The organism is Aquabacterium sp., assembly GCF_049274795.1.
Taxonomy (GTDB): Bacteria; Pseudomonadota; Gammaproteobacteria; order Burkholderiales; family Burkholderiaceae_C; genus Aquabacterium.
The window spans coordinates 33,247-56,834 of the sequence record NZ_JBASTH010000112.1; the positions used below are offsets into that span (position 1 = coordinate 33,247).

Below are 23,588 nucleotides of genomic sequence, written 5' to 3' on the forward strand. Positions count from 1 at the left end.
TGATGGTGCTTGGGAAAGGGATCAGCGCTCGGTGTTGCTCAGGTGCCAGGCCGAGGGGCCCGGGGCCTTGCCCAGCAGCTTGCTGAAGCGGGCCGTGTCCAGCGCGTTGACGATGCCGTCGCCGTTGAGGTCGCCGGCCAGGCCGCGCTTGCCCAACTGAGCCTTGAAGACGGCGGTGTCCAGCGCGTTGGTGAAGCCGTCGTTGTTCAGGTCGGCATCGCAGGCGTTGCCGTAGCCGTCGCCATCGGTGTCGAGCTGATCCTTGTTGGGCACGGCCACGCAGTTGTCGCGGCTGTCGGGCACGCCGTCACCGTCGGTGTCGACTTCCTTGGCGGCGCCCTGGCTGGTCGTGCCGTCCGGCGAGGCCACGCGCACCAGCACGTCGTCGCCCTTGAAGTCACCCAGGTCGATGGTGCCGTTGCCCTCGTTGTCCAGCACGCCGCGGCCCAGCTCCAGGCCGGTCTTGGGGTCCAGCGCCACGGCGCTGATCCACTCAGGCGGCGGGCAGGTGCGGCACGTGGGTTCCAGGGTCACCTTGATGGTGGCCAGCGAGCCCTTGATCGACACCCACGGGAAGCTGATCTTCCAGGGCGCCTGCACACGCAGCTTCACGGTCGGATCGCCCAGCAGGTTGTAGATGTTGAGCTCCTGGCGCAGGTTGCCCACGCCGGGGCGCGTGCCGTTGCTGGACAGCGGGTGGCGGTTGGCCTGCGAGCCGGCGGCCACTTCCGAGATGTAGGACTTGGCGTAGTTCAGCAGATCGCCCAGGCGCTGCACGGGGCTGTTGGTGCCGAAGGTGGTGATCAGGCCGGGGAACACACCGTCGAACAGGCCCAGGGTGAGGTGGTCGTTGTCCACCGTGCTGCTCTGGCGCGAATCGCCGATCACGGCGAGCGCGCCGTCGGCCTTGCGCAGGAAGGCTTCGGCCCAGTAGGTGGTGGCGCTGTTGATCAGCGGGCCGCCACCGGGGGTGACGTAGTCGGCATTGACGGTCTCGTTGTCGAAGATACCGCTGGCGCAGTTGATGCTGAACACCACCGGGAAGCGGTTGTTGGTGACCGAGATGGCGCCCAGGTTGCCGGTGCTGAAGGCGGGATCTCCCCAGCCCGTCCACCAGCCGTGGTCGCGGTGGTAGAGGATGGAGGTGCCCTGGTTGACGGCGGCCACGATGTCGGCGCTGTCGGCATCCCACGCGAAGGTGGGCTTCCTCAGGGCCGCGGGGATGGATGCGCCGCCGTTGTAGAACAGCGGGTTGGCATCGCCATCGGCGTTGTACAGGCGGGCCACGCTGAAGCCCTTGGAGACGGCGTGGTCGCGCACGATCTCGGAGGTCTCCACGAACCAGCGCTTGTCGCGCGTGGGCGTGTGGTCGCCGTTCTGGCGCGACTGGAAGTAGGAGGCGAAGGTCAGGTGGCTGTAGTAGTCCTGGCCGAACAGCGGGTTGGCGGGCGGGCTGTTCTCGAAGGCCATCACCTTGGAGACGATGGTGTTGGCCTGGGCCAGCGTGTCCACCGGGAAGCGGCCGATGCCGAAGGGCGGGATGGTGGTGGCCGTGGCGCCGGGCAGGAACTGGCCGTACCACATGTCGCCAGCGTTCAGGGCGTTGTCCCAGCTGTTGTTCTGGTCATAGCTGGTGGGCAGGAACTCCGAATCGCCGACGAACAGCACCCACTTCGGGCGCACCAGGTGCGTGTTGTAGTAGTTGGCGATCCAGTTACGGATCTGCGTCTTGTTGGCGATGGCGGGCCCGCCCGTGATCTGCGCCGTGGTGACCACGCGGGTGCTGATGCCCAGGGCCTGCTTGTGCGCCTTGAGCGTGTTGGCCGCGGCCAGGAAGTTGGGGTGCGTGACGATCAGGTAGCGCGCGCCGAAGATGGCCGGGTCGATCTGCAGCGGGGGGGCGCAGCGCAGCTTGGTCAGCAGGTCCTTGTTGACGGCGAACTGCGTGGCCGGCAGGGGCAGGGCTTCGATGCGCTGGTCAATGGGGTCGAAGCCCACCTTGCGCGTGCTGCCCACCACGCCCTTGAGCTGCAGGCGGTCATAGGCGAAGCAGCGGCCCGCGTGCTTGATGGTGACCAGGTAGCTGGGGTAGTAGGTGATGATCTGGCGATCGGGCGCATAGCCATAGGGCGCCAGGCGATAGCCCTGCACGTTCGAATCGCCGCGGAACACGGGCAACTCGCCCAGGCTCTGGCCGGGGCCCTTCACGCCCTTGGCGTAGCGGTCCGGGTCGTAGGTGAACTCGGTGTTGTCCAGCTTGGCATTGAGCGGCGTGGCATCGGGCGGCTGAATAGGGTAGAGGCGGGCCTGGACTTCGGTGGGGCGGCCTTCCGGCTGGATGTTGAGCGTGGCGCCATCGCCATCGACCGGCAGCAGGGCCGAGAAGCCGGTGATGGGCAGTTCGGCAAAGCCTACTTCGCGGCTGTCGGCGATGGCGGTGTTGGCGCCGCCGCGCTGCACGAAGCGCTGGAACACGCCGTGGGGGGTCTCGACGCTTTGCAGCTCGGGCTTGGGCACGCTGATGCGCACCACGGTCTGGCCGGCATCGCTCGAGATGGTCTCGATGCTGATGGCAGGGGCGGTCTGCGCCTGGGCGCCCGTGTGGGCGCTGCTCAGCGCAAGCAGCGAGAGGATGCAGGCGGCGTGCAGGGCACGCGGCGTGAAGGGCTGTCCTTGAGGACGGATGGGTTGCATGTGAGCCTCCGGTCGGGTGGGTGAGATCGCGTGACGCCGAACGTTCGGAAGCACACGCGGACCGGAGGTTATGAATGCAGGACAAGGCGCTCAAGGCCTTGTCCCCTAGGCTTGGGGAGGCTGGAGGCGGCATGCCTCCCAAGGTGGGCCCCAGGCCTAGGGAGGCCTTCCCCAAGGCTAGGGCCCTATGGTTAGGGGCTTAGGGGGGGCGCTAGGGATCAGGGCTCGATGGCGATGCCGACGATGGGCTGGTCCGAGGCGACCGCGCCGATCAGGCGGGCCTGGCCGCTGTTGAGATTGACCTCGTACAGGCGTGAATCGCGTCGGCCCTGGCGGGTGGTGACCAGGTAGGCGGCGTTGTCGATGTCGGCGATGTCGAAGGAGGCCTTGTCGAAGCTGTCGATGCGCAGCGGCCCCACGGCCTGCAGCAGGCCCGTGTTGGGCGAGATGAAGGGCTTGGCCGTGCCCGTCGAGCCCTGGATCACCAGGTAGTTCAGGCGCGCATCGATGGCGTACTCGGTGGTGATCTTCTCGTCGGTCTTGTCGTAGGTGTAGCCGGCGGCGACGATGGTGGGGGTGTTGCCGGCCAGCAGGTCGCCAGGCTGGTAGGCCAGGGCCTTGTCGTGCTGCACGCCAGGGGTGGACGGGTCGAAATCGATGACGACGCCGGTCTCGGGGTGCAGGCGCAGGTTGGCGCCCTGCTCATTGACCACGCGCACGCGGTCCACCGTGGGGTTGAAGTCGATGCCGAAATTCTCGCCCTTGGGCAAGGCCACGGGCGTGCCGACGGGGGTGATCGTGCCGTTGGCCAGGTGGATGCGCACCAGGCGGCCCTGGGTGCTCAGGCCGAACAGCTCGCCGCGGAACACGCGGAAATCGATGCCGTGCAGGCGCTCGCCGCTGGCCAGGCCTTTGAGCGGGATCTTGCTGATCAGCTCGCCCGGAGAACTGGCGTTGAAGCTGATCAGCTGGTTGTCCTGCGTGACGGCGAACAGCACGTGCGAGCGCGCCTTGATCGGTGCCATCACTTCCTGGAACTCGGGTTGTGCGCCACCGCCCAGTGCCTGCAGTTTGGGCGACAGCTGGGGCATGTATGAGCAGGCGCCCAGCAGGCTGGCGACCGACAACACGAGAGCGCCGCGAACGGCCTGGGAAGAGATATGCATGGTGGGAGGCTCTGAAGCTGCGCCACGAGGCGCTGGAGCGGGCCATTATGGGCAGCAGGTGATGGCCTGTCCATCGTGGGGTGGCCAACTCCGGCGACAATCGAGCCCGGCGCCGCAGCGCCCCATGCCCCCAGAGTTTTTCTTCACGCCCGTGAACCCCATGAACGCGACCACCGCCCCCCAAGCCGGCACTGAGCTGACCCTGACTCGCCCGGATGACTGGCACCTGCATGTGCGCGACGGCGCGGCCATGCATGCGGTGGTGCCCGCCACCGCGCGCCAGTTCGCGCGCGCCATCATCATGCCCAACCTGCGCCCGCCCGTGACCACGGCCGCGCAGGCCGTGGCCTACCGCGAGCGCATCCTGGCCGCCGTGCCCGCGGGCGTGTCCTTCGAGCCCCTGATGGTGCTTTACCTCACCAACAACACCCCGGCCGACGAGGTGGCGCGCGCCCGCGAGGCCGGCGTGGTCGCTTTCAAGCTCTACCCGGCGGGCGCCACCACCAACAGCGATGCCGGCGTGACCGACCTGAAGCTCACCTACAAGACGCTCGATGCCATGCAGCGAGAAGGCCTGGTGCTGTGCGTGCACGGCGAGGTGACGGACGGCGACGTGGACGTGTTCGACCGCGAGAAGGCTTTCATCGACGACAAACTGATCCCGCTGCGCCGCGATTTCCCCGAGCTGAAGATCGTGTTCGAGCACATCACCACGAAGGACGCCGCGCAGTACGTGCTGGAGGCCGACCGCTTCGTGGGCGCCACGATCACGCCGCAGCACCTGCTCTACAACCGCAACGCCATCTTCATGGGGGGCGTGCGCCCGCACTACTACTGCCTGCCCATCCTCAAGCGCGAGGAGCACCGCGTGGCCCTTGTGCAGGCCGCCGCCAGCGGCAATGCCAAGTTCTTCCTGGGCACGGACAGTGCGCCGCACGCGGCGCACCTGAAGGAGCACGCCAGCGGCTGTGCCGGCTGCTACACGGCGCCCTTGGCGCTGGAGCTGTACGCCGAGGCCTTCGAAGCCGTGGGTGCGCTGGACAAGCTCGAAGCCTTCGCCAGCTTCTACGGCCCTGACTATTACGGCCTGCCCCGCAACACCGAGCGCGTCACGCTGCGCCGCGAAGCCTGGACGGTGCCCGAGGCCCTGCCCTTTGGCGAGACCGAGATCAAACCCCTGCGTGGCGGCGAGACCCTGAACTGGCGCTTCGTGGGCTGATGCATTGAGGCCCAGCCGACCGCTTCGGCTTCAAGCCGGCAGGAAGCCGTCGACCGACAGGTAGCGCTCGCCCGTGTCGTAGCAGAAGCCCAGCACCCGGGCCTTGGGGCCCAGTTCGGGCAGTTTCTGGGCGATGGCCTGCAGCGTGGCGCCGGACGAGATCCCCACCAGCAGGCCCTCTTCACGCGCGGCGCGGCGCGCCATCTCGCGCGAGGCCTCGGCATCGACCTGAATGGTGCCGTCCAGCAGGGCGGTGTCCAGGTTGCCGGGCACGAAGCCCGCGCCGATGCCCTGGATGGGGTGGGGCGCCGGCGAGCCGCCGGAAATCACAGGCGATGCGGCCGGCTCCACCGCGAACACCTTGAGCTGCGGCCACGCCTTCTTGAGCACGCGCGCGCAGCCGGTGATGTGTCCGCCCGTGCCCACGCCGGTGATCAGCGCATCGAGCCCTTCGGGGAAATCGTTCAGGATCTCCTGGGCGGTGGTGCGCTCGTGCACGTCGATGTTGGCCGGGTTGTCGAACTGCTGCGGCATCCAGGCGCCGGCGGTCTCGGCCACGATCTCCTGGGCGCGGGCGATGGCGCCCTTCATGCCCTTCTCGCGCGGGGTCAGGTCGAAGCTGGCGCCATAGGCCAGCATCAGGCGGCGGCGCTCGATCGACATGCTCTCGGGCATGACCAGGATCAACTTGTAGCCCTTGACGGCGGCCACCATGGCCAAACCGATGCCCGTGTTGCCCGAGGTGGGCTCGACAATGGTGCCGCCGGCCTTGAGCAGGCCTTGGCGCTCGGCGTCTTCCACCATGGCCAGGGCGATGCGGTCCTTGATGGAGCCGCCGGGGTTGGCCCGTTCGGCCTTGATCCACACGTCGGCGCCCGGGAGCAGGCGGTTGATGCGGATGTGCGGCGTCTGGCCGATGGTCTCCAGGATGTTCTGTGCTTTCATGCGGGGGCTCCTGTGGTCGCGGTGCGCAGGGAAGGGAACGATCGTGCCGGGCACGGTCCAATGCAAGGATAAGGGCGCCGGGCGCAAAATCGCTGTATGAAATCAACAATCCTGAGGTCGTTGTTCGTCTTCCTGCCGCTGGCGCTGATGGGGCTGCTGCCCTCGGGGGCCGCGCGTGCGCAGGACTTCATGCCGGTCGACCAGGCTTTCCAGGTGCAGGCGCGTGTCACGCAGCCCGGGCAGGTGGCCATTGACTTCAAGGTGGCCCAGGGCACCTACCTGTACCGCGAGCGCCTTGAGGCGCGCATCGATGGCCCGCCTCCCGAGCCCCTGGCGCTGACTACGCCTGAGGGTGAGCGCAAGCACGATCCCACCTTCGACAAGGTGATGGAGGTCTATCACCACGATGTGGCGGCGACGCTGGCACTGCCTGCGCTGCCGCCCCCGGCCCAAGGTGCCGATGCCGCCCCGCCGCAGACCCTCGCGGTGGTCTACCAGGGCTGCGCCGATGCCGGGCTGTGTTACCCGCCGCAGACGCGCCACTGGCAACTCATCCGCGATGCCCAGGGGCAGGTGACGGCCGTGACCTATGTGCCGCCGCAGGCCCCGCCAGCCCGTCGGGGCAGTGGCTTGTTCGGCAGCAGCGGTGATGCTGGTTTGGGCGCTTCAACGGCGCCGGGCACCTCTGCTGGCGGCAGCCCGATGGCATGGGGGGGCGGCGCCAACGCCGAGCCCCTGGGCCAGGCCTTGTCCAGCGGCCGCTGGCTGATGGTGCTGCCCGCCTTCCTGCTGGCCGGCGTGCTGCTGTCGCTCACGCCTTGCGTGCTGCCCATGGTGCCCATCCTTTCGTCGATCATCGTCGGCCAGCATGGCGGCGCGTCGGGTGGTAGCGGTGGCGCGGGAGCGGCAGGGCAGGGCGGCGGTGATCGGCCGCGTGGCTTCGCGCTGGCGCTGAGTTATTCGCAGGGCATGGCCTTGGTCTACACCCTGCTGGGTGTGGCGGCCGGCCTGCTGGGCCAGGGCCTGGCCGCCTACCTGCAGCACCCGTATGTGGTGCTGACCTTCGCCGCCTTGATGGTGGTGCTGGCGCTGTCCATGTTCGGCCTGTACGAGCTGCGCCTGCCTGCCTCGGTGCAGAGCTGGCTGGGCCGGCGCACCCACGGCCTGCCGGGTGGGCGCTTCGTCAGCGTGTTCGTGATGGGCGCGGTGTCGGCGCTGATCGTGAGCCCCTGCGTGTCGGCGCCACTGGCCGGTGCGCTGCTCTACATCAGCCAGACGCGTGACTTGTGGCTGGGCGGCGCGGCCCTGTACGCCATGGCCTGGGGCATGAGCGTGCCGCTGCTGGTGGTGGGCGTGGCCGGTGGCCGCCTGCTGCCGCGTGCCGGCCGCTGGATGAACGCCGTCAAGGTACTGTTCGGCGTGCTGATGCTGGCCATGGCCGCCTGGGTGGCGCGCCCGGCCTGGCCGGCGCTGGTGGCGGCGGTTACCGGACAGCCGGTGGTGTCCAGCCACCAGAGCGTGCTGCCCTTCCAGCGCGTGAGCAGCGTGGCGCAGCTGGAGCAGGCCGTGGCGGATGCCGCGCGGCAAGGCCGCCCCGTGATGCTGGATTTCTACGCCGACTGGTGCGTGGCCTGCATCGAGATGGAGCGCTTCACCTTCACCGACCCGGCCGTGCGCGGCAAGCTCGGCGCCGCCGTGCTGCTGCAGGCCGATGTCACGGCCAACACGCCGGATGACCGCGCCTTGCTCGAACGCTTCGGCCTGTTCGGGCCGCCCGGCATCGTGTTTTTCGACGCCGCCGGACGCGAGCTGAGCGCCCGTCGGGTGATCGGTGTCCAGAAACCCGAAGCTTTCGTGCGCAGCCTGGAGGCGGCCGGCCTGTGATGCCCGCCTGTCCTTGAGCACGGGCCTGGGAGATCGGACAGCCTGCCCCTCACGCCCAGGCCATTTCAGCTATCGTGTCAGGTTCCGCTGAGGAATCCCATGAACCCTGACGCCCGGAGCCTGTGGCGGGCTCCCCCCTGGACGCTGTCCGTGCTGCTGGCCGCGCTCGGCATGCTCGGCCCCTTCGCCATCGACACCTACCTGCCGGCCTTCGCGGGCATCGCGCAGTCGCTGAACGCCACGCCGGTCGAGATCCAGCAGACGCTGTCGGCCTACCTGTTCGCCTTTGCCTTCATGAGCCTGTTCCACGGCGCGCTGTCCGACAGCTTTGGCCGGCGCCCCGTGGTGTTGACGGGCCTGGTGGTCTTCACGCTGGCCTCCATTGGTTGCGCGATGGCCACCTCCATCGGGCAGCTCGTCTTCTTCCGTGCGCTGCAGGGCCTGTCCACCGGGGCGGGCATCGTGGTCTCGCGCGCGGTCATCCGCGACATGTTCCCGCCCGACCAGGCCCAGCGCGTGATGGCGCAGGTGACGCTGTTCTTCGGCGTGGCACCGGCCATCGCGCCCATCGTGGGGGGCTTCCTGTTCGTGCATGCCGGCTGGCAGGCGGTGTTCTGGTTCCTCACGGGCGTGGGCGTGGTGCTGTGGCTGGCCAACTGGTGGTTGCTGCCCGAGACGCTGCATGTGGATCACCGGCAGTCCTTCGCGCCGCGCCATTTGCTCAAGGGCTATATGGAGCTGGGCTTTCACCCGCGCTTCATGCTGCTCGCCCTGGCCAGTGGCGTGCCCTTCAACGGCATGTTCCTGTACGTGCTGTCGGCCCCTGCCTTCCTGGGCGAGCAACTGCAGCTGGCGCCCACCCAGTTCTTCTGGTTCTTCCTGTGCACCATCGCCGGCATCATGGGCGGTGCCTTCTGCAGCGGGCGGCTGGCCGGGCGCATCGAGCCGGCACGCCAGGTGCGCCTGGGTTTTGCCGTGATGGTGGTGACCTCGGTGCTGAACCTGACGGCCAACCTGCTGTTCACGGTCGAGGCGTGGTGGGCGCTGCCGCCCATCGGGCTGTTCGCCTTCGGCTGGGCGCTGGTCACGCCCATCGTCACGCTGATGGTGCTGGAGCTCTTCCCCCATCGCCGCGGCATGGCCGCTTCGCTGCAGACCTTCGTGGCCAGCGCCGCCAACGGGCTGGTGGCGGGCATCATTTCACCCCTGGTCATGCACGACACGGCGCTGCTGGCGCTGGCCTCGCTGCTGCTGATGTCGATCGGGCTGCTGTCCTGGATCGTGTTGCAGCGCCCGCAGCGGCGATAATGGCGGGGTGAAGTCGGCCAGACCGCCGCTGGTGCAATCGCTGAAAGGCGGCACTGGAGGAAGGTCCGGACTGCGCAGGGCGGCGTAGGAGGTAACACCTCTCCACCGCGAGGTGAGGATCAGAGCAACAGAGACGAGCCGATTCAGTTCGGGTGAAACGGGCAATCTCTACGCGCAGCAACACCAAATAGGCACACACGGAGCGGCATGGCTTGCCATGTCGCTCTACCCCTGGCCCGGGGGCCGTGTGCGGGTAGGTGGCATCGAGCCGTTCTGGTGACAGGCGGCCCAGAGGAATGGCGGTCACGGTTCAGCGTCGCGAGACACGGAGCCGCACAGAATCCGGCCTATCGGCCGACTTCACACTTTCACTTTTTCACGTCGTGCTCAAGTGCGGGCGCCGCTGGTCGAAAAAACCAGGGCCGCTGGCATCTTGCCGCTACCCGAGACACGACGATGAACCTGCCCCTGCGACCCGCCTTTCGCGTTCTGCCCTGGCTGATGCTCGGGGCTGCCGCCTGGCATGCCCAGGCTGCCGACACGGGCGCATCGGCGCCTGCGCCGGCCAAGGAGATCGTCGAGCGGGCCGATGGCAAGCCCGTGGGGTCGCCTGCGCCCGCGGCCACGCGCCCGAACACCGCTCGCAGCGGCCTGGCCCCCAGTTCACCGGCGCGTGCCCGCCAGCCCGAGGCTCCGGCCGAAGCGGCATCAGGCGTGTCCATGACGGAGTTGCGTGACCTGATCGACCAGAAGATCGCCGAAGTGCGCGCCAAGCAGGAAACGGCGCCCGTGGTCCGCGTCAACAACAACACCCCGGCTGCGCGCAAGGCGGTGGTCAAGAAGAAGGTGGCCCCGGTGGTGGCTGCGGCTGCCTCTGTGGCGGCCGCGCCTGTGATGCCGGTGGACCCGCTGGAGCAGCCCTGGACCTACAACGGTGTCCAGGGGCCGGACCGCTGGGCCCAGTTGCGCCCTGAATACGCCACCTGCGGCTCCGGCAAGCGCCAGAGCCCCATCGACATCCGCGATGGCATCAAGGTCACGCTCGACCCCATCCAGTTCGATTACCGCACCACGCCCTTCAAGGTGCTGGACACCGGCCGCACCGTGCAGGCCAGGCTGGAGGGCGGCAACAGCATCACCATCAACGGGCGCCGCTACGATCTGCAGCGCATCGAGTTCCATCGCCCCAGCGAAGAGCGCATCAATGGCCGGCAGTTCGAGATGTCGGCGCACCTGGTGCACCGCGATGCCGAAGGGCGGACGGCGGTGGTGGCCGTGCTCATGGACCAGAGCGAGCAGGGTGAGGGCCACCCCATGGTTCAACTGGTGTGGAACAGCCTGCCGCTGGAAAAGTACATCGATCAGGCCTCATCGGTGCCCATCGACATGGCGCGCATGCTGCCTGAGCAGAAGCAGTACCTGACCTACATGGGCTCGCTCACGGCGCCGCCCTGCACGGAAGGTGTGCTGTGGATGGTGATGAAGCAGCCGATCGCTCTCTCCCGAGAGCAGATCGGCGTGTTCAGCAGGCTCTATCCGATGAACGCCCGGCCGGTGCAGAACACCTCTGGCCGCCTCATCAAGGACGGCCAGTAGCCAGTCGTTCCGTTCGTGCGGGGCCGCCGCTCAGCCTTGCGAGGAGGCGCGGCGGCGTGCCGCGGCAGCACCAGCCAGGCCCAGGCCGACGGCGAACATCGCCCAGGTCGAGGGCTCGGGCACCGGCGACAGCGAGGCGACCACGTCCTGCGTGCCGAGCACCTGGGCGAACTTGCCCGTGAAGGTGCCGCCCGAGGTCACGGCGGTGACCGTGGCGTTGATGAAGTCGAAGCCGGTGGCGCCGTAGCTGCTGTTGATCACCGTGTCGGGATCCCACTTGAAGGTCACGACCTTGAAGGTGTCGAAGCCGGTGAAGTTGAAGCCGAACACCGAGCTGTTGGCGCCGAAGAAGCTGGCGGTCGTGCCGGCTGGCGTCGAGATGCTCAGCGGGTTGCCGTCGATCAGCAACTGTTCGCCGTCATCACCCAGCATGCCCGTGAAGTCGAAGGTCAGGGACTGGATGGTGAAGCTGGAGCCATTCAGGATGCCGGTTTCGATGTTGAAGCCATCGCCGCCAGGCTCGGACACCAGGATCGAACCAGTGGCGTGGGCACCGACGGACGCTGCCAGGGCGGCCACAGCCAACAAGGTCTTGACGTATTTCATGTGTTTACTCCTCCACGGGGAAACCCCAGGACATTCATGAGGGTGGCCAAGACTAAGTGATGCCAATACAGGTGTCTGTAAGGAATGCCTGACGCCCCCCCTAAATGTAGGGGGTTCCGCCCTGATCCGAGGGGGGCTGTGTCCGGAATGCGCTTGTCGCTGCGTCCGAAACTGCTCAGTACACGCGCCCGCCCTTGATCTGTGCGTGGGTGCGGCGGGTCAGCGAGGTGGCCTTGGCCATCTGGGCCATGGCGTGGCCGGCGTGGGCGTGGCAGATGGCCAGGCCCAGGGCATCGGCGGCATCGTTGTGTGGCTCGCGCGGCAGGTCCAGCAGGCGCATCACCATGTGGCGGATCTGGGCCTTGGCCGCATGGCCGTGTCCCACCACGGCCTTCTTCATCTGCAGCGCGGTGTACTCGGAGACGGCGGGCGAGGCGGGCGTGCTGAGCAGCCCGGCGATGGCTGCGCCGCGGGCCTGGCCCAGCAGCAGGGTCGATTGCGGGTTCACGTTGACGAACACGATCTCCACCGAGGCCTGCTGCGGCTCGTAGGTGCTAACCACCTCGCGCACGCCCTCAAAGATCAGCTTGAGGCGGCCGGGTAGGTCGCCCAGCGCGGCTTCATGTGTCTTGATGGTGCCGCTGGCCACGTAGTGCAGGCGCGGGCCGTCCGTGTCGATCACGCCAAAACCGGTGGTCTGCAGGCCGGGGTCGATGCCGAGGATTCTCATGTGGGGCTGAGCATACCCGCTAGGCATGGCTTGGTGCCGTGGCATTGGCCTGCGCACAAAACAAAACGGGCTGAGACGGCATGTCTCAACCCGTTGGAGGGAGGCCACTTGCCGCTACCCGGCACCGGGTGCGGCGAGCGCGGCAGGATCAGCCTGCCTTGCGGCGGCGGGCCAGTGCGCCGGTGACCATCAGGCCGCCCAGGACCATGGCGTAGGTGCTGGGTTCCGGCACGGGGGAGGGCACCAGGTAGGCGGCTACGTCGGGTGTGCTGCCCACTTGGGCGAACACGCCGGAGTAGATCCCGTTGGTGGTTTCGGCCGTGATTTTGGCGCCGATGAAATCCAGGGCGATGGCGCCGAAGCCGCTGTTGTCAGCCGTGTCCGGATCCCACTTGAACTTGAAGCCTTCGAAGCTGTTGAAGCTGGTGAAGGTGAAGCCGAACACCGCGCCGCTGCCGAAGAAGGTGGCGGTGCCGCCAGCGGGGGCGGTGATGCTGCTCGGGCTGCCATCAATGACGATGTAGCTGCCGTCGGCCACCGTGTCCGAGAAGTCGAAGGTGATCTTGGTGATGTCGTAGCTCGAACCGTTGAGGATCAAGGTTTCGATGTTGAAGCCGTCGGCGCCGGGTTCCGTCACCAGGATGGCGGCGTTGGCAACGCTGGCGGCTGTCAGAGCGGCGGACAGGATGAGCGGTTTGATCAGATTCATGAGAGACCCCTGGACGGAAATCCGTCGGTTCGACTTCTTGTGTGTTCGTGTGAACGACCTACGTCGCGGAAACATTCCGTGACGCAGTCCGCAGATTAGTGGAACAGCCCCTTGTAGGGCAAGGGCTTGCCAAGGTTTGTCCCACGTTTGAGGGGGGCTGGCAGCGCCTATCCCCCCTGTTTGGCAGGCCTTGGCATCGCCTGCGTTGCGGCTCAGTGGCGGAAATGGCGCGTGCCGGTGAACACCATCGCGATGCCACGCTCGTCGGCGGCGGCAATCACTTCATCATCGCGCACGCTGCCGCCCGGGTGGATCACGCTGGTCGCGCCGGCATCGACCACCACGTCCAGACCGTCGCGGAACGGGAAGAAGGCGTCCGACGCCACGGCCGTGCCCTGCAGCGTCAGGTTGGCGTGGCCAGCCTTGATCGAGGCGATGCGGGCCGAATCGAGGCGGCTCATCTGGCCAGCGCCCACGCCCATGGTCATGCCGTCCTTGCAGAACACGATGGCATTGCTCTTGACGAAGCGCGCCACGGTCCAGGCGAACAGCAGGTCCTTGAGCTGCTGCGCGGTGGGCTGCACCTTGGACACGACCTTGATGTCACCGACCAGGTCGATGTTGTCGGCCGACTGCAGCAGCAGGCCGCCGCCCACGCGTTTGAAGTCCAGCGCGTTGCTCAGGGTGCGGGTCGTGTCGTCCAGCGGCACTTCCAGCAGGCGCACGTTCTGCTTGGCGGCGTAGGCCGCGCGGGCTGCGTCCGTGAACTTGGGCGCGATCACCACTTCCACGAACTGCTTGTTGGCGTTGATGGCCTCGATCACGTCGGCATCGACCGTGCGGTTGAAGGCCATGATGCCGCCGAAGGCCGAGGTGGGATCGGTCTTGAGGGCCTTGGTGTAGGCCTCCAGCGGGCCAGCACCGATGGCCACGCCGCAGGGGTTGGCGTGCTTGATGATCACGCAGGCGGGCACCTCGAAGGCCTTGACGCATTCCCAGGCGGCATCGGCATCGGCGATGTTGTTGAAGGACAGCTCCTTGCCCTGGATCTGGGTCCAGTTGGAAAGAAGGCTGACCACGGGCGAGGCTTCACGGTAGAAGGCGGCGCTCTGGTGCGGGTTCTCGCCGTAGCGCATGCCCTGCACCTTGTGTAGCTGCAGGTTGTAGACGGCGGGGTACTCGGCCTTGGCGGGCACGGCTTCGGTCTTGAGCTCGCTGCCGGCTTCCAGCGCCGTCAGGTAGTTGGTGATCATGCCGTCGTAGGCGGCGGTGTGCGCGAACACCTTCTTGGCCAGGCCGAACTTGGTCGTGCGGGTGATCTGGCCGGCCTTGAGCTCGGACAGCACCTGCTCGTAGTCGGTCGGGTCGATGATCACGGCCACGTCCTGCCAGTTCTTGGCAGCGGCGCGCAGCATGGTGGGGCCGCCGATGTCGATGTTCTCGATGGCGTTTTCCAGCGTGCAGTCGGCCTTGGCCGTGGCCTGCGCAAAGGGGTACAGGTTCACCACCAGCAGGTCGATCGTGCCGATGCCGTGTTCCTTCAGTGCGGCCATGTGCTCGGGCAGGTCGCGGCGGGCCAGGATGCCGCCGTGCACGCGCGGGTGCAGCGTCTTCACGCGGCCGTCCAGCATCTCGGGGAAGCCGGTGATCTCGGCCACCTCGGTCACGGGCAGGCCCTTGTCGGCCAGCAGCTTGGCGGTGCCGCCGGTGGAGAGCAGGCGCACGCCTTGCGCGTTCAGGGCCTGGGCAAATTCAACGATGCCGGTCTTGTCAGAGACGGACAGCAGGGCGGTCAGAGACATGGAAAGGGCTTCCTTGGGAGATTGAAAAGCGTCGGGATTACTTGATGAGCTTGTGGTCCAGCAGCTTGCGCCGGAGCGTATTGCGGTTGATGCCGAGCCAGTCGGCGGCCTTGGACTGGTTGCCTTCGGCCTGCTGCATCACCACCTCCAGCATGGGGCGCTCGACGGCGGCCAGCACCATGTCGTAGATGGCATGCGGCTCGGCGCCGCGCAGGTCCAGGAAGTAGCCCTCCAGGTTGTCCTTGATGCAGTCTTGAATGTTCTTCTTGCTCATGTGGGATCAGTGCTCGTGACAGCTCGCCGCAAGGGCGTTCTGCTCTTCTTCGTCGTCCAGGCAGGCGCCGTTGTCTCGCGGCGCCGGCAGGCGGTCGTGATCGGCCGCCAACTGGTCGAAAAAATCGCCGACGGCCCGCACTTGATCAGCGCAGGTGTCCAGCAGGTTCATCTGTGCGCGGAAATCCTCCCCGCCTGGCAGGGCGCGCACGGCCCAGCCAATGTGCTTGCGTGCGGTGCGCACGCCGGCGAATTCGCCATACAGACCGTAGTGGTCTTCAAGGTGTTCCAGCAGCCACTGCTTGACTTGCAGGGTGAGCGGCGCGGCGCGGTGCTCGCCCGTCGCCATGAAATGCGCGATGTCGCCGAAGATCCAGGGACGGCCCTGCGCGGCGCGGCCGATCATCACGGCATCCGCGCCGGTGAGGGCCAGCACGTCGCGCGCCTTCTCAGGGCTGGTGATGTCGCCATTGGCCACCACCGGGATCTTCACCGCGGCCTTTACGGCGGCGATGGTGTCGTACTCGGCGTGGCCCTTGTAGCCCTGCTCGCGCGTGCGGCCGTGTACGGTCAGCATGGCGATGCCGGCCTGCTCGGCGGCGCGCGCGATGCGCTCGGCGTTCTTGTGCTCGGCGCTCCAGCCGGTGCGCATCTTCAGCGTCACGGGCACGTTGTGCGGCGCGCAGGCGTCCACCACGGCCTGCACGATCTGCAGCGCCAGCGGTTCGTCCTGCATCAGGGCCGAGCCCGCCCACTTATTGCAGACCTTCTTGGCCGGGCAGCCCATGTTGATGTCGATGATCTGCGCGCCGCGGTCGATGTTGTAGGCGGCGGCCTCGGCCATCATGGCCGCGTCGGTGCCGGCGATCTGCACGGAGATCGGCGCGGTTTCACCATCGTGATTGGCGCGGCGCGAGGTCTTGAGGCTGTTCCACAGATCCTTGCGCGAGGTCACCATCTCGCTCACGGCGTAGCCCGCACCCAGCCGCTTGCACAGTTGGCGGAACGGCCGGTCGGTCACGCCCGCCATGGGCGCGACGAACAGACGGTTGGGCAATTCGATGCGGCCGATGAACATGGGGTGAAAGACGCCAAAGCCCCGACCGGGTGAGCGGATCGGGGCTGCTTAAAAGGGAGGCAGATTGTAGCCCGCGGGCTGTCCGGCCGGGGGGCTCCATTCATGGGCTTGACATCGAAAATCCGGACAAGACGCGATGGGCTTTGTCCGGTCTGATCAGTTCCCCGTCCGGTGCGGTCAGCCGTGGCGCGTTGGGTCAAATCGTGATCAGCATGGCGACCACCACCAGCGCCATCACCGCCGTGGCCAGCCAGCCCAGCCAGCGCAGGCGCGGGCCCACCACATGGCCGCCCATCACCTTCTGATTGCCGGCCAGCAGCATCATCACCGCCATGATGGGCACGGCGATCACCCCGTTGAGCACGGCCGACCAGAACAACTCCTTCACCGGGTCGGTCGGGGTGAAGCACAGCGCCACGCCGCCCAGCGTGGCGATGGCCACGATGCCGTAGAAGGCCTTGCCGTCGCCCTGGTCCAGGCGCGAGCTCAGGCTACCGCCCAGCCCGGTGGCTTCGGACACCGCATACGCCGCTGACCCCGCCAACACCGGCACCGCCAGCAGCCCCGTGCCGATGATGCCCAGGCTGAACAGCAGGAAGGCGAAATCGCCTGCCAGCGGCCGCAGCGCCTCGGCCGCCTGCGCCGACGATTCGATGTTGGTGATGCCCGCCGCGTGCAGCGTGGCCGCCGTGCTTAGCACGATGAAGAAGGCGATCAGGTTGGACATGCCCATGCCCACCATGGTGTCCAGGCGGATGCGGCGCAGGTGGCCCGTCACCTCCTGCTGCGTGAGCAGGTGCGCCTTGCCCGAGGCCGGGTCTTCCATCTCCTGCGCGGCCTGCCAGAAGAACAGGTAGGGGCTGATGGTCGTGCCGAACAGGGCCACCACCATCAGCAAGGTGTCGTGCCCGCCTGGCAGGCTGGGCCAGACCATGTTGCGCGCTACGGCCAGCCAGTCCACATGCACCGTGAAGGCCAGCGCTACATAGGACAGCAGCGCCAGCGTGAGCCACTTCAGCCAGCGCACATAGGTTTCGTACGGCAAAAACACCTGAAGCACCAGGCACAGCAGCCCGAAGGTGACGGCGTACACGTGCGCGGAGCCGCCCACCAGCAGGCGCAGCGCCTCCGCCATGGCCGCGATGTCGGCCGCCACGTTCAGCGTGTTGGCCACCAGCAGCATGCCCACGATCAGCAAGGTCACCCAGCGCGGAAAGCTCAGCCGGATGTTGGCCGCCAGCCCGCGCCCCGTGATGTGTCCGATGCGCGCGCTCACCATCTGGATGGCCGCCATCAGCGGGAAGGTCAGCACCAGCGACCACAGCATGCCCAGCCCGAACTGTGCGCCCGCCTGGGAATAGGTGGCGATGCCGCTGGGGTCGTCATCCGCCGCGCCGGTGATCAGGCCCGGGCCCAGGCGCAAATCCCTGGTGCCATGAAACAGTTTGAGCAGTGTTGTCTTGACCATGGCCGGTCAACCTATAGTGTGTGGAGGTTCGAAGAAAAACGGCGACGAGGAGACAACCCGCCAATGATGCCCGTCTGGTTGGAAAGTGTGTTGGCGCTGGCTGCCTTGCCCAAGGTGGGCCTGCCGGCCGTGTTCGTCGTATCTTTCGTGTCGGCCACCTTGCTGCCGCTGGGCTCCGAGCCGGCGGTGTTCGGGTTGGTCAAGCTGCAGCCCGAACTGTTCTGGCCGGCCATCGGGGTGGCCACGCTGGGCAACACCCTGGGCGGCGCCGTGACGTGGTGGATGGGCAAGAAGGCCCACCAGGCCGCCGACCGCATCGCGCACCACCACATCGAAACCCGTGCGCTGGGATGGCTGGAGCGCTTCGGCCCCAAGGCCTGCCTGCTGTCCTGGCTGCCTTTGGTGGGTGATCCGCTGTGCGGACTGGCCGGCTGGCTGGGCATGCCATTGCGGCCTTGTCTGATCTACATGGCCATCGGCAAGTTCGGTCGTTACCTGGTGATGACGGCCGCCTTGCTGGGCATGTTTCCGGGCGTGGCAATTCATGTTTAGTGCATCACATGAACATGGGATTTCATCTTGTAACCATTTCGTACCATTGGTTTGAGCGCAACCCAATCCCGCCCCTCTAAACTCCACCCCGAAGCAACGCAACATTGCTTCACAAAAGGCGAATTGAAATTAAACGGCTTCGCGGCCGTTTTGAGTCAGTCCAGGGGGGGCTAATTCAAATTGAAAGGGCTCTGGAGTTTCCAGAGCCCTTTTTCTTTTGGCCGGCGCCCTGTTGCCAGGGCGCGCGCGGTTTATTTCTTCACTTCGAGCGTGGTGATGGTGAACTGCCCATCCACCTTGTCGGCAGTGAACTTCACCTTGTCGCCCACTTGCAGGGTCTTGAGCCAGCCCGGATTGGCCACGCGGTAGGCCATCTGCATGGCGGGCATGTCCAGGTTCTTGATCTCGCCGTGCTTGAGCGTGACCTTGCCGGCGTCAGCATCGACCTTCTTGACCTCGCCATCAACCGATTGGGCATGGGCCATGCCCAGCCCCAAGCTCAGGACAAGGGCGGTCAAGGGGGCGGCAAACCTGCGAGTTTTCACAATGTGCTCCATTCAGTGGGGTGCGGGTCAGAGCCGGATGGCCATGCCGTGGTTCCCCACATCCTATAGACGCATTCCCTCGACTCACGGTTGACAGGCCAGTGTTGTTGGCGCCCCATGCGGCACATGGTCGCCCCCAAGGCGAGGGGGCCTTGTTTGCAGCCAACTGTGTTTGAATGCAACCGCACCCAATTTCACGAAGTGCATTTATTGTTAACCAATCAGAGGGGCGCATGAACTGGTTGTCGAGCTTTTCGAAGCGCGTTGTCATGGCAGCGTGCATGTCTGGCGCATTGGCCGGGTCTGCCGGTGCGTGGGCCGATACCGTGACCGTCGCGGAAAACACCAGCGTGGCGATTTCGCTGCAATCCGATCTCGTCGCCCTGTTCGATCACACCAGCCTAGATGGCCATTTTGTGTTCGATGGCCCGGGCGTCTTTTCGGGTGAGGGTGGTGCCATTGCCCCGGTGACTGCCGTGACCCTGGGTTCGCAGGCGGGCAGCCTCACGGTTAACTGGGGTAACAGCGTCACGCTGAGTGTCTTCGGCACCGACGCGTTTTCGGCGACCAATTTTTCCCTGAGCGTGGCCGACAAGCTCATCTACGTCGATCTGAGCTTCGCCTTCCCGGACAGCGAACCCCAGACCTTCTCCCATATTGGCTTGTTCTCGCTGGAGAACCTGACGGGCACGCTGGACGGCGTGGCGCTGGACCAGCTCAGCGCGCCGACATCCGGCCCTGGTCTGCTGAATCTGAGCGCCTCGCTGGTGGTCAACATCGAGGCCAGCAACCTGGTCAGCGTTGCCCTGGGCGGCGGAAGCCTGCCGACCGATGGATCCGTGGTCTTTCCCATTGGCGAGTTGGCCATCGGTGTCTCGGCCGTGCCCGAGCCTGCCACCTGGGCCACGATGGGCCTGGGCCTTGCCGGGCTGATGGTGCTGAACGCCCGCAGGCGCCGCGCCATCTCCTAAAATAAGGGGTTCCCATCAGAACCTCTTTTTTCTGGATGCCCCTGCCATGACCGCTGAACCTCCCGCCGCCCAGTCAGACTCCCTGGCCAACATCGCCCCGCGCGACAAGGCCGAGATCCTGGCGCAGGCCCTGCCCTACATCCGCAAGTTCCACGGCAAGACCATCGTCATCAAGTACGGCGGCAATGCCATGACGGACCCGGAGCTGCAGGCCGACTTCGCGGAAGACGTGGTGCTGCTCAAGCTGGTGGGGCTCAACCCGGTGGTGGTGCATGGCGGCGGCCCGCAGATCGACGCCGCACTGGGCAAGATCGGCAAGAAAGGCGAGTTCATCCAGGGCATGCGCGTCACCGACAAAGAGACGATGGACGTGGTCGAGTGGGTGCTGGCCGGCGAGGTGCAGCAGGACATCGTGGGCCTGATCAACGTGGCCGGCGGCAAGGCCGTGGGCCTGACGGGCCGTGACGGCGGCCTGATCCGTGCGCGCAAGCTCAAGCTCGCAGACCGCGATGACCCGAGCAAGCACCACGACATCGGCCAGGTCGGCGAGATCGAGGCCATCGACCCCAGTGTGGTCAAGGCTCTGCAGGACGACCAGTTCATCCCGGTGATCAGCCCCATCGGCTTCGGCACCGAGAACGAGAGCTACAACATCAACGCCGACCTGGTTGCTTCCAAGCTGGCCGAGGTGCTCAAGGCCGAGAAGCTCATGCTGCTGACCAACATCAAGGGCGTGCTCGACAAGGAAGGCAACCTGCTGACAGACCTGACGGCCCGCCGCATTGATGAGCTGATCGAGGACGGCACCATCAGCGGCGGCATGCTGCCCAAGATTGCGGGTGCGCTTGATGCGGCCAAGAGCGGTGTCAACGCGGTGCACATCGTCGATGGCCGCGTGCCGCACGCCATGCTGCTCGAGATCCTGACCGAGCAGGCCTACGGCACGATGATCCGGTCGCATTGAGCTCCAGCCTCATCTGGTTGTTCGACCTGGACAACACCCTGCACGACGCGTCCAGCGCCGTGTTCGGTCGCATCAATGTGTCGATGACCGACTACATCGTGCAGCACCTGGCGGTGACACGGCCCGAAGCCGAGGAACTGCGGGTGCAGTACTGGCGGCGCTACGGTGCCACCTTGCTGGGCCTTGAGCGCCACCACGGTGTCCGCGCTGCCCACTTCCTTGCGCAGACGCACGAACTGCCCGGCATGGAAGCGCACCTACACATCCCACCGGCTGATCGAGCGGCGCTGAATCGCCTGCCGGGCCGCAAGTTCGTGCTGACCAACGCGCCGGCCGAGTACGCCAAACGCGTGCTCACGGCGCTGGACCTGGCCAGTTGCTTCGAGGGTGTGATCTCCATCGAGCAGATGCGCGTGTTCGGCCAGTTGCGCCCCAAGCCCGATGCCCGCTCGCTGCGCCATGTGCTGGCGCGCTTCAAGCTGCCCGCGCACTGCTGCGTGCTGGTCGAGGACACGCTGGCCAACCTCAAGACGGCCCATGCCCTGGGCCTGCGCACGGTGTGGATGCAGCACTACCTGGGCGCCCGCGCCAAGGCCCGTGTGCCCGGCCGCGCCCATGGCATCCAGATGGAGGGGCGCCTGCACCGGCGGCCCGCCTGGGTGTGTGCCAGAATCAGACGCCTCAGGGCGCTGCACGCCTGGACCAACCATCAACCGCTGCCATGATCGATCCTGCCGTGCCTGCTGACGACCTGGACGCCGACACCGATGTCGACGGCAGCGGCACAGCGGCAGCGGCCTCATCGTCACCCTCTCGCAAGCGCCCCAAGCCGGGCGAGCGGCGCGTGCAGATCCTGCAGGCCCTGGCCGCCATGCTGGAGCAGCCTGGCGCCGAGCGCATCACCACCGCGGCCCTGGCCGCACGACTGGAGGTGAGCGAGGCAGCCCTGTACCGCCACTTCGCCAGCAAGGCCCAGATGTTCGAGGCGCTGATCGAGTTCATCGAGCAGAGCCTGTTCACGCTGGCCAACCAGATCCTGGAGCGCGAGCCCGACCCGGCCCGCCAGATCGCGCGCGTGCTGGCGCTGGTGCTGCAGTTCGCCGAGAAGAACCCGGGCATGAGCCGGGTGATCGCAGGCGATGCGCTGGCCTTTGAACACGAACGCCTGGGCACCCGCATGAACCAGTGCCTGGACCGCCTCGAATCCCTGCTGCGCCAGAGCTACCGCGCCCTGGCCGATGCGCGCGGCTCGACCACACCCACGGTCGATGCCCAGGCGGGGGCCTCCACCGCGCTGGCGCTGATCCTGGGCCGCCTGCAGCGCTTCGTGCGCACGGGTTTCAAGCGCCTGCCCACCGAACACTTCGACGCGGAGATGCGGCTGCTGCTGGCCTGACCCTCCCTTCGCGTTGTTGCTATTGAAGAGTCTGTTGCCATGTCTTCCGCTGACATCACGAACCTGCTCGGCCGCGCCGAGCAATTGATCTCGCGCCTCGAAGGGCTGCTGCCGCACGCGCTGCAGGAGCCGGATTGGTCCGCCGCCATTGCCTGGCGCTACCGCAAGCGCGGCAGTGGCTGGGGCGGCGCCGTGCTGGATCCGATCCGCCATGTCTCGCGCATCAGCTACAGCGATCTCAAAGAGGTCGACATGCAGAAGGAGCGCTTCTCGCGCAACCTGGCGCAGTTCGTGGCTGGCCGGCCTGCCAACCATGTGCTGCTGACCGGCGCGCGCGGCACGGGCAAGTCATCGCTGGTGAAGGCCGGGCTGGACGCGCATGCCGCCGAGGGCCTGCGCCTGATCGAGGTGGACAAGGCCGACATGGTCGATCTGCCCGACCTGATCGAGCGCGTGGCCGCGCGTCCCGAGCGCTTCATCGTGTTCTGCGATGACCTGAGCTTCGAAGATGGTGAGCCCGGCTACAAGGCGCTCAAGTCCATCCTGGACGGCACCGTCTCGGCCGCGGGCGACAACGTGCTGATCATCAGCACCTCCAACCGCCGCCACCTGCTGCCCGAGTACCACAGCGACAACAAGACTTACAAGCACACCGACGACGGCGAACTGCACCCCGGCGAGGTCGTCGAGGAAAAGATCTCGTTGTCCGAGCGCTTCGGCCTGTGGATCAGCTTCTACCCCTTCAGCCAGGCCGAGTACCTGGCCATCGTGGGGCAGTGGCTGAGCCACTTCGGCCTAAGCGCCGAAGCCATCGAGGCCGCGCGCCCCGAGGCCCTGGTGTGGGCGCTGGAGCGTGGCTCGCGTTCGGGCCGCGTGGCCTACCAGTTCGCGCGTGACTTGGTTGGCCGCCAAGGGGCCCAGGCATGAGCGGCAATGATCGGGCGCAGGAAGCCAAGCCGTACCACGTGATGCCGCCCACCGACCGCGTGCCGGTGGAGGTGGCCGTGGGCGTGCTGGTCGAGCGCGATGTGCAAGGCCGTGAAACCCGCTTCCTGATGACATCCCGCCCCGCGGGCAAGGTCTACGAGGGCTACTGGGAGTTCCCGGGCGGCAAGCTCGAAGCCGGCGAAACGGTCGAGGCCGCGCTGCGCCGCGAGCTGCAGGAAGAGCTCGGCATCACCATCGGCCAAGCGCATCCCTGGCAGGTGGAAGTGATGGACTACCCGCACGCACGCGTGCGCCTGAACTTCTGCAAGGTCTACGACTGGCAGGGTTCATTCGAGATGCGCGAAGGCCAGGCCATGGCATGGCAGACCCTGCCCGTCGAGCAGGGCCCGGTGCTGCCCGGGACGATCCCCGTGCTGATCTGGCTGGCGCAGGAGCGGGGCCACGAAGGCCCCACGCACATCGGCGGCTAGCGGGTGGCGGCCAAAGGGCCGCCGGCCTCAGTTCAGGACCGCAGAGGCGGGTGTGGATGCGGCGGAAGCCGCCGCGCTGGCCGGCTCTTCGGAGTGCGAGATGCCCACGCCGTGCTGCTCACCCCCCATGTCCACGTCGGCGCCACTCTTGATCAGCAGGAACACGGCGATCACGGCGAACACGATAAAACCAGCCAGCATCTTCCACATGGGGGATCTCCTCGGGGGGTACAGGCCGAGGTCTTGTGGACCCCGGGCGCCAGA

23 protein-coding genes and 1 other RNA gene are annotated in these 23,588 nt (G+C 66.8%); 12 read left to right on the top strand and 12 right to left on the bottom strand.

Annotated elements, in window-relative coordinates:
• Positions 1 to 21: 21 nt before the first annotated feature.
• Entirely contained in the window at positions 22 to 2,694 is a 2,673-nt protein-coding gene (locus tag WAQ08_RS18810) for a C25 family cysteine peptidase (protein WP_422193747.1), read from the bottom strand.
• Positions 2,695 to 2,912: 218 nt separating this feature from the next.
• Entirely contained in the window at positions 2,913 to 3,860 is a 948-nt protein-coding gene (locus WAQ08_RS18815) for a DUF4394 domain-containing protein (RefSeq protein ID WP_422193749.1), read from the bottom strand.
• A 160-nt stretch (positions 3,861 to 4,020) separates the two neighbouring features.
• On the opposite strand from WAQ08_RS18815, the gene pyrC reads away from it, so the two are divergent.
• Positions 4,021 to 5,079 carry a dihydroorotase gene (gene pyrC / locus WAQ08_RS18820; protein ID WP_422193831.1) on the top strand — a complete coding sequence of 353 codons (1,059 nt, stop codon included), beginning with the start codon at positions 4,021 to 4,023 and terminating at the stop codon, positions 5,077 to 5,079.
• A gap of 30 nt (positions 5,080 to 5,109) precedes the next feature.
• Here pyrC and cysK read toward each other — a convergent pair whose 3' ends face one another.
• Complete coding sequence (gene cysK / locus WAQ08_RS18825; RefSeq protein ID WP_422193751.1) at positions 5,110 to 6,024, bottom strand: cysteine synthase A; 915 nt, start codon at positions 6,022 to 6,024, stop codon at positions 5,110 to 5,112.
• Between the two features lie 96 nt (positions 6,025 to 6,120).
• On the opposite strand from cysK, the gene dsbD reads away from it, so the two are divergent.
• From dsbD to WAQ08_RS18845, 4 genes are all read left to right on the top strand, one after another.
• Positions 6,121 to 7,908 carry a protein-disulfide reductase DsbD gene (dsbD, locus tag WAQ08_RS18830; protein WP_422193753.1) on the top strand — a complete coding sequence of 596 codons (1,788 nt, stop codon included), beginning with the start codon at positions 6,121 to 6,123 and terminating at the stop codon, positions 7,906 to 7,908.
• 99 nt (positions 7,909 to 8,007) lie between these two features.
• Complete coding sequence (locus WAQ08_RS18835) at positions 8,008 to 9,216, top strand: multidrug effflux MFS transporter (RefSeq protein ID WP_422193754.1); 1,209 nt, start codon at positions 8,008 to 8,010, stop codon at positions 9,214 to 9,216.
• Positions 9,217 to 9,225: 9 nt separating this feature from the next.
• Positions 9,226 to 9,582, top strand: an RNA gene (gene rnpB, locus WAQ08_RS18840) — RNase P RNA component class A.
• A 90-nt stretch (positions 9,583 to 9,672) separates the two neighbouring features.
• Positions 9,673 to 10,812 (top strand): carbonic anhydrase, encoded by a 1,140-nt coding sequence (locus WAQ08_RS18845; protein ID WP_422193756.1) that lies wholly within the window; start codon positions 9,673 to 9,675, stop codon positions 10,810 to 10,812.
• Between the two features lie 30 nt (positions 10,813 to 10,842).
• On the opposite strand, the gene WAQ08_RS18850 is transcribed toward WAQ08_RS18845, so the two are convergent.
• From WAQ08_RS18850 to WAQ08_RS18880, 7 genes are all read right to left on the bottom strand, one after another.
• Complete coding sequence (locus tag WAQ08_RS18850; RefSeq protein WP_422193758.1) at positions 10,843 to 11,418, bottom strand: PEP-CTERM sorting domain-containing protein; 576 nt, start codon at positions 11,416 to 11,418, stop codon at positions 10,843 to 10,845.
• 175 nt (positions 11,419 to 11,593) lie between these two features.
• Positions 11,594 to 12,148, bottom strand: a complete 555-nt coding sequence (gene ruvC / locus WAQ08_RS18855; protein ID WP_422193760.1) for a crossover junction endodeoxyribonuclease RuvC — start codon at positions 12,146 to 12,148, stop codon at positions 11,594 to 11,596.
• 148 nt (positions 12,149 to 12,296) lie between these two features.
• Positions 12,297 to 12,857 carry a PEP-CTERM sorting domain-containing protein gene (locus tag WAQ08_RS18860; RefSeq protein ID WP_422193762.1) on the bottom strand — a complete coding sequence of 187 codons (561 nt, stop codon included), beginning with the start codon at positions 12,855 to 12,857 and terminating at the stop codon, positions 12,297 to 12,299.
• 212 nt (positions 12,858 to 13,069) lie between these two features.
• Entirely contained in the window at positions 13,070 to 14,659 is a 1,590-nt protein-coding gene (gene purH, locus WAQ08_RS18865) for a bifunctional phosphoribosylaminoimidazolecarboxamide formyltransferase/IMP cyclohydrolase (RefSeq protein WP_422193764.1), read from the bottom strand.
• Between the two features lie 37 nt (positions 14,660 to 14,696).
• A complete protein-coding gene (locus tag WAQ08_RS18870; RefSeq protein ID WP_422193766.1) occupies positions 14,697 to 14,933 on the bottom strand; it encodes a Fis family transcriptional regulator in 237 nt (78 codons plus the stop codon).
• A gap of 6 nt (positions 14,934 to 14,939) precedes the next feature.
• Entirely contained in the window at positions 14,940 to 16,010 is a 1,071-nt protein-coding gene (gene dusB / locus WAQ08_RS18875; protein WP_422193768.1) for a tRNA dihydrouridine synthase DusB, read from the bottom strand.
• Positions 16,011 to 16,206: 196 nt separating this feature from the next.
• Positions 16,207 to 17,478: an Nramp family divalent metal transporter gene (locus WAQ08_RS18880; protein ID WP_422193770.1), complete on the bottom strand. Its 1,272-nt coding sequence runs from the start codon at positions 17,476 to 17,478 to the stop codon at positions 16,207 to 16,209.
• 66 nt (positions 17,479 to 17,544) lie between these two features.
• On the opposite strand from WAQ08_RS18880, the gene WAQ08_RS18885 reads away from it, so the two are divergent.
• Entirely contained in the window at positions 17,545 to 18,030 is a 486-nt protein-coding gene (locus WAQ08_RS18885) for a YqaA family protein (RefSeq protein ID WP_422193833.1), read from the top strand.
• A 251-nt stretch (positions 18,031 to 18,281) separates the two neighbouring features.
• On the opposite strand, the gene WAQ08_RS18890 is transcribed toward WAQ08_RS18885, so the two are convergent.
• Positions 18,282 to 18,548 carry a copper-binding protein gene (locus WAQ08_RS18890; RefSeq protein WP_422193771.1) on the bottom strand — a complete coding sequence of 89 codons (267 nt, stop codon included), beginning with the start codon at positions 18,546 to 18,548 and terminating at the stop codon, positions 18,282 to 18,284.
• A gap of 260 nt (positions 18,549 to 18,808) precedes the next feature.
• On the opposite strand from WAQ08_RS18890, the gene WAQ08_RS18895 reads away from it, so the two are divergent.
• Genes WAQ08_RS18895 through WAQ08_RS18920 form a run of 6 tightly spaced genes read left to right on the top strand, consistent with a single transcriptional unit; the run spans position 18,809 to position 23,324 of the window.
• On the top strand, positions 18,809 to 19,546 hold the full coding sequence (locus tag WAQ08_RS18895) for a PEP-CTERM sorting domain-containing protein (RefSeq protein ID WP_422193772.1): 738 nt from the start codon (positions 18,809 to 18,811) through the stop codon (positions 19,544 to 19,546).
• A 46-nt stretch (positions 19,547 to 19,592) separates the two neighbouring features.
• Positions 19,593 to 20,510: an acetylglutamate kinase gene (gene argB, locus WAQ08_RS18900; protein ID WP_422193774.1), complete on the top strand. Its 918-nt coding sequence runs from the start codon at positions 19,593 to 19,595 to the stop codon at positions 20,508 to 20,510.
• On the top strand, positions 20,507 to 21,235 hold the full coding sequence (locus tag WAQ08_RS18905) for a pyrimidine 5'-nucleotidase (protein ID WP_422193776.1): 729 nt from the start codon (positions 20,507 to 20,509) through the stop codon (positions 21,233 to 21,235). Before argB ends, WAQ08_RS18905 begins: the two co-directional genes overlap by 4 nt.
• Entirely contained in the window at positions 21,232 to 21,906 is a 675-nt protein-coding gene (gene slmA / locus WAQ08_RS18910) for a nucleoid occlusion factor SlmA (protein ID WP_422193778.1), read from the top strand. Before WAQ08_RS18905 ends, slmA begins: the two co-directional genes overlap by 4 nt.
• A gap of 39 nt (positions 21,907 to 21,945) precedes the next feature.
• Complete coding sequence (locus WAQ08_RS18915) at positions 21,946 to 22,833, top strand: ATP-binding protein (protein WP_422193779.1); 888 nt, start codon at positions 21,946 to 21,948, stop codon at positions 22,831 to 22,833.
• Positions 22,830 to 23,324, top strand: a complete 495-nt coding sequence (locus tag WAQ08_RS18920) for an NUDIX domain-containing protein (protein WP_422193781.1) — start codon at positions 22,830 to 22,832, stop codon at positions 23,322 to 23,324. The genes WAQ08_RS18915 and WAQ08_RS18920 overlap by 4 nt, the downstream gene beginning before the upstream one ends.
• A gap of 27 nt (positions 23,325 to 23,351) precedes the next feature.
• On the opposite strand, the gene WAQ08_RS18925 is transcribed toward WAQ08_RS18920, so the two are convergent.
• A complete protein-coding gene (locus tag WAQ08_RS18925) occupies positions 23,352 to 23,534 on the bottom strand; it encodes a hypothetical protein (protein WP_422193783.1) in 183 nt (60 codons plus the stop codon).
• Positions 23,535 to 23,588 lie beyond the last annotated feature (54 nt).

Coding starts and splice junctions, on each gene's coding strand:
- WAQ08_RS18810 (WP_422193747.1), bottom strand. CDS start 2,694: ATGCAACCCATCCGTCCTCAAGGACAGCCCTTCACGCCGCGTGCCCTG.
- WAQ08_RS18815 (WP_422193749.1), bottom strand. CDS start 3,860: ATGCATATCTCTTCCCAGGCCGTTCGCGGCGCTCTCGTGTTGTCGGTC.
- pyrC (WP_422193831.1), top strand. CDS start 4,021: ATGAACGCGACCACCGCCCCCCAAGCCGGCACTGAGCTGACCCTGACT.
- cysK (WP_422193751.1), bottom strand. CDS start 6,024: ATGAAAGCACAGAACATCCTGGAGACCATCGGCCAGACGCCGCACATC.
- dsbD (WP_422193753.1), top strand. CDS start 6,121: ATGAAATCAACAATCCTGAGGTCGTTGTTCGTCTTCCTGCCGCTGGCG.
- WAQ08_RS18835 (WP_422193754.1), top strand. CDS start 8,008: ATGAACCCTGACGCCCGGAGCCTGTGGCGGGCTCCCCCCTGGACGCTG.
- WAQ08_RS18845 (WP_422193756.1), top strand. CDS start 9,673: ATGAACCTGCCCCTGCGACCCGCCTTTCGCGTTCTGCCCTGGCTGATG.
- WAQ08_RS18850 (WP_422193758.1), bottom strand. CDS start 11,418: ATGAAATACGTCAAGACCTTGTTGGCTGTGGCCGCCCTGGCAGCGTCC.
- ruvC (WP_422193760.1), bottom strand. CDS start 12,148: ATGAGAATCCTCGGCATCGACCCCGGCCTGCAGACCACCGGTTTTGGC.
- WAQ08_RS18860 (WP_422193762.1), bottom strand. CDS start 12,857: ATGAATCTGATCAAACCGCTCATCCTGTCCGCCGCTCTGACAGCCGCC.
- purH (WP_422193764.1), bottom strand. CDS start 14,659: ATGTCTCTGACCGCCCTGCTGTCCGTCTCTGACAAGACCGGCATCGTT.
- WAQ08_RS18870 (WP_422193766.1), bottom strand. CDS start 14,933: ATGAGCAAGAAGAACATTCAAGACTGCATCAAGGACAACCTGGAGGGC.
- dusB (WP_422193768.1), bottom strand. CDS start 16,010: ATGTTCATCGGCCGCATCGAATTGCCCAACCGTCTGTTCGTCGCGCCC.
- WAQ08_RS18880 (WP_422193770.1), bottom strand. CDS start 17,478: ATGGTCAAGACAACACTGCTCAAACTGTTTCATGGCACCAGGGATTTG.
- WAQ08_RS18885 (WP_422193833.1), top strand. CDS start 17,545: ATGCCCGTCTGGTTGGAAAGTGTGTTGGCGCTGGCTGCCTTGCCCAAG.
- WAQ08_RS18895 (WP_422193772.1), top strand. CDS start 18,809: ATGAACTGGTTGTCGAGCTTTTCGAAGCGCGTTGTCATGGCAGCGTGC.
- argB (WP_422193774.1), top strand. CDS start 19,593: ATGACCGCTGAACCTCCCGCCGCCCAGTCAGACTCCCTGGCCAACATC.
- slmA (WP_422193778.1), top strand. CDS start 21,232: ATGATCGATCCTGCCGTGCCTGCTGACGACCTGGACGCCGACACCGAT.
- WAQ08_RS18915 (WP_422193779.1), top strand. CDS start 21,946: ATGTCTTCCGCTGACATCACGAACCTGCTCGGCCGCGCCGAGCAATTG.
- WAQ08_RS18920 (WP_422193781.1), top strand. CDS start 22,830: ATGAGCGGCAATGATCGGGCGCAGGAAGCCAAGCCGTACCACGTGATG.
- WAQ08_RS18925 (WP_422193783.1), bottom strand. CDS start 23,534: ATGTGGAAGATGCTGGCTGGTTTTATCGTGTTCGCCGTGATCGCCGTG.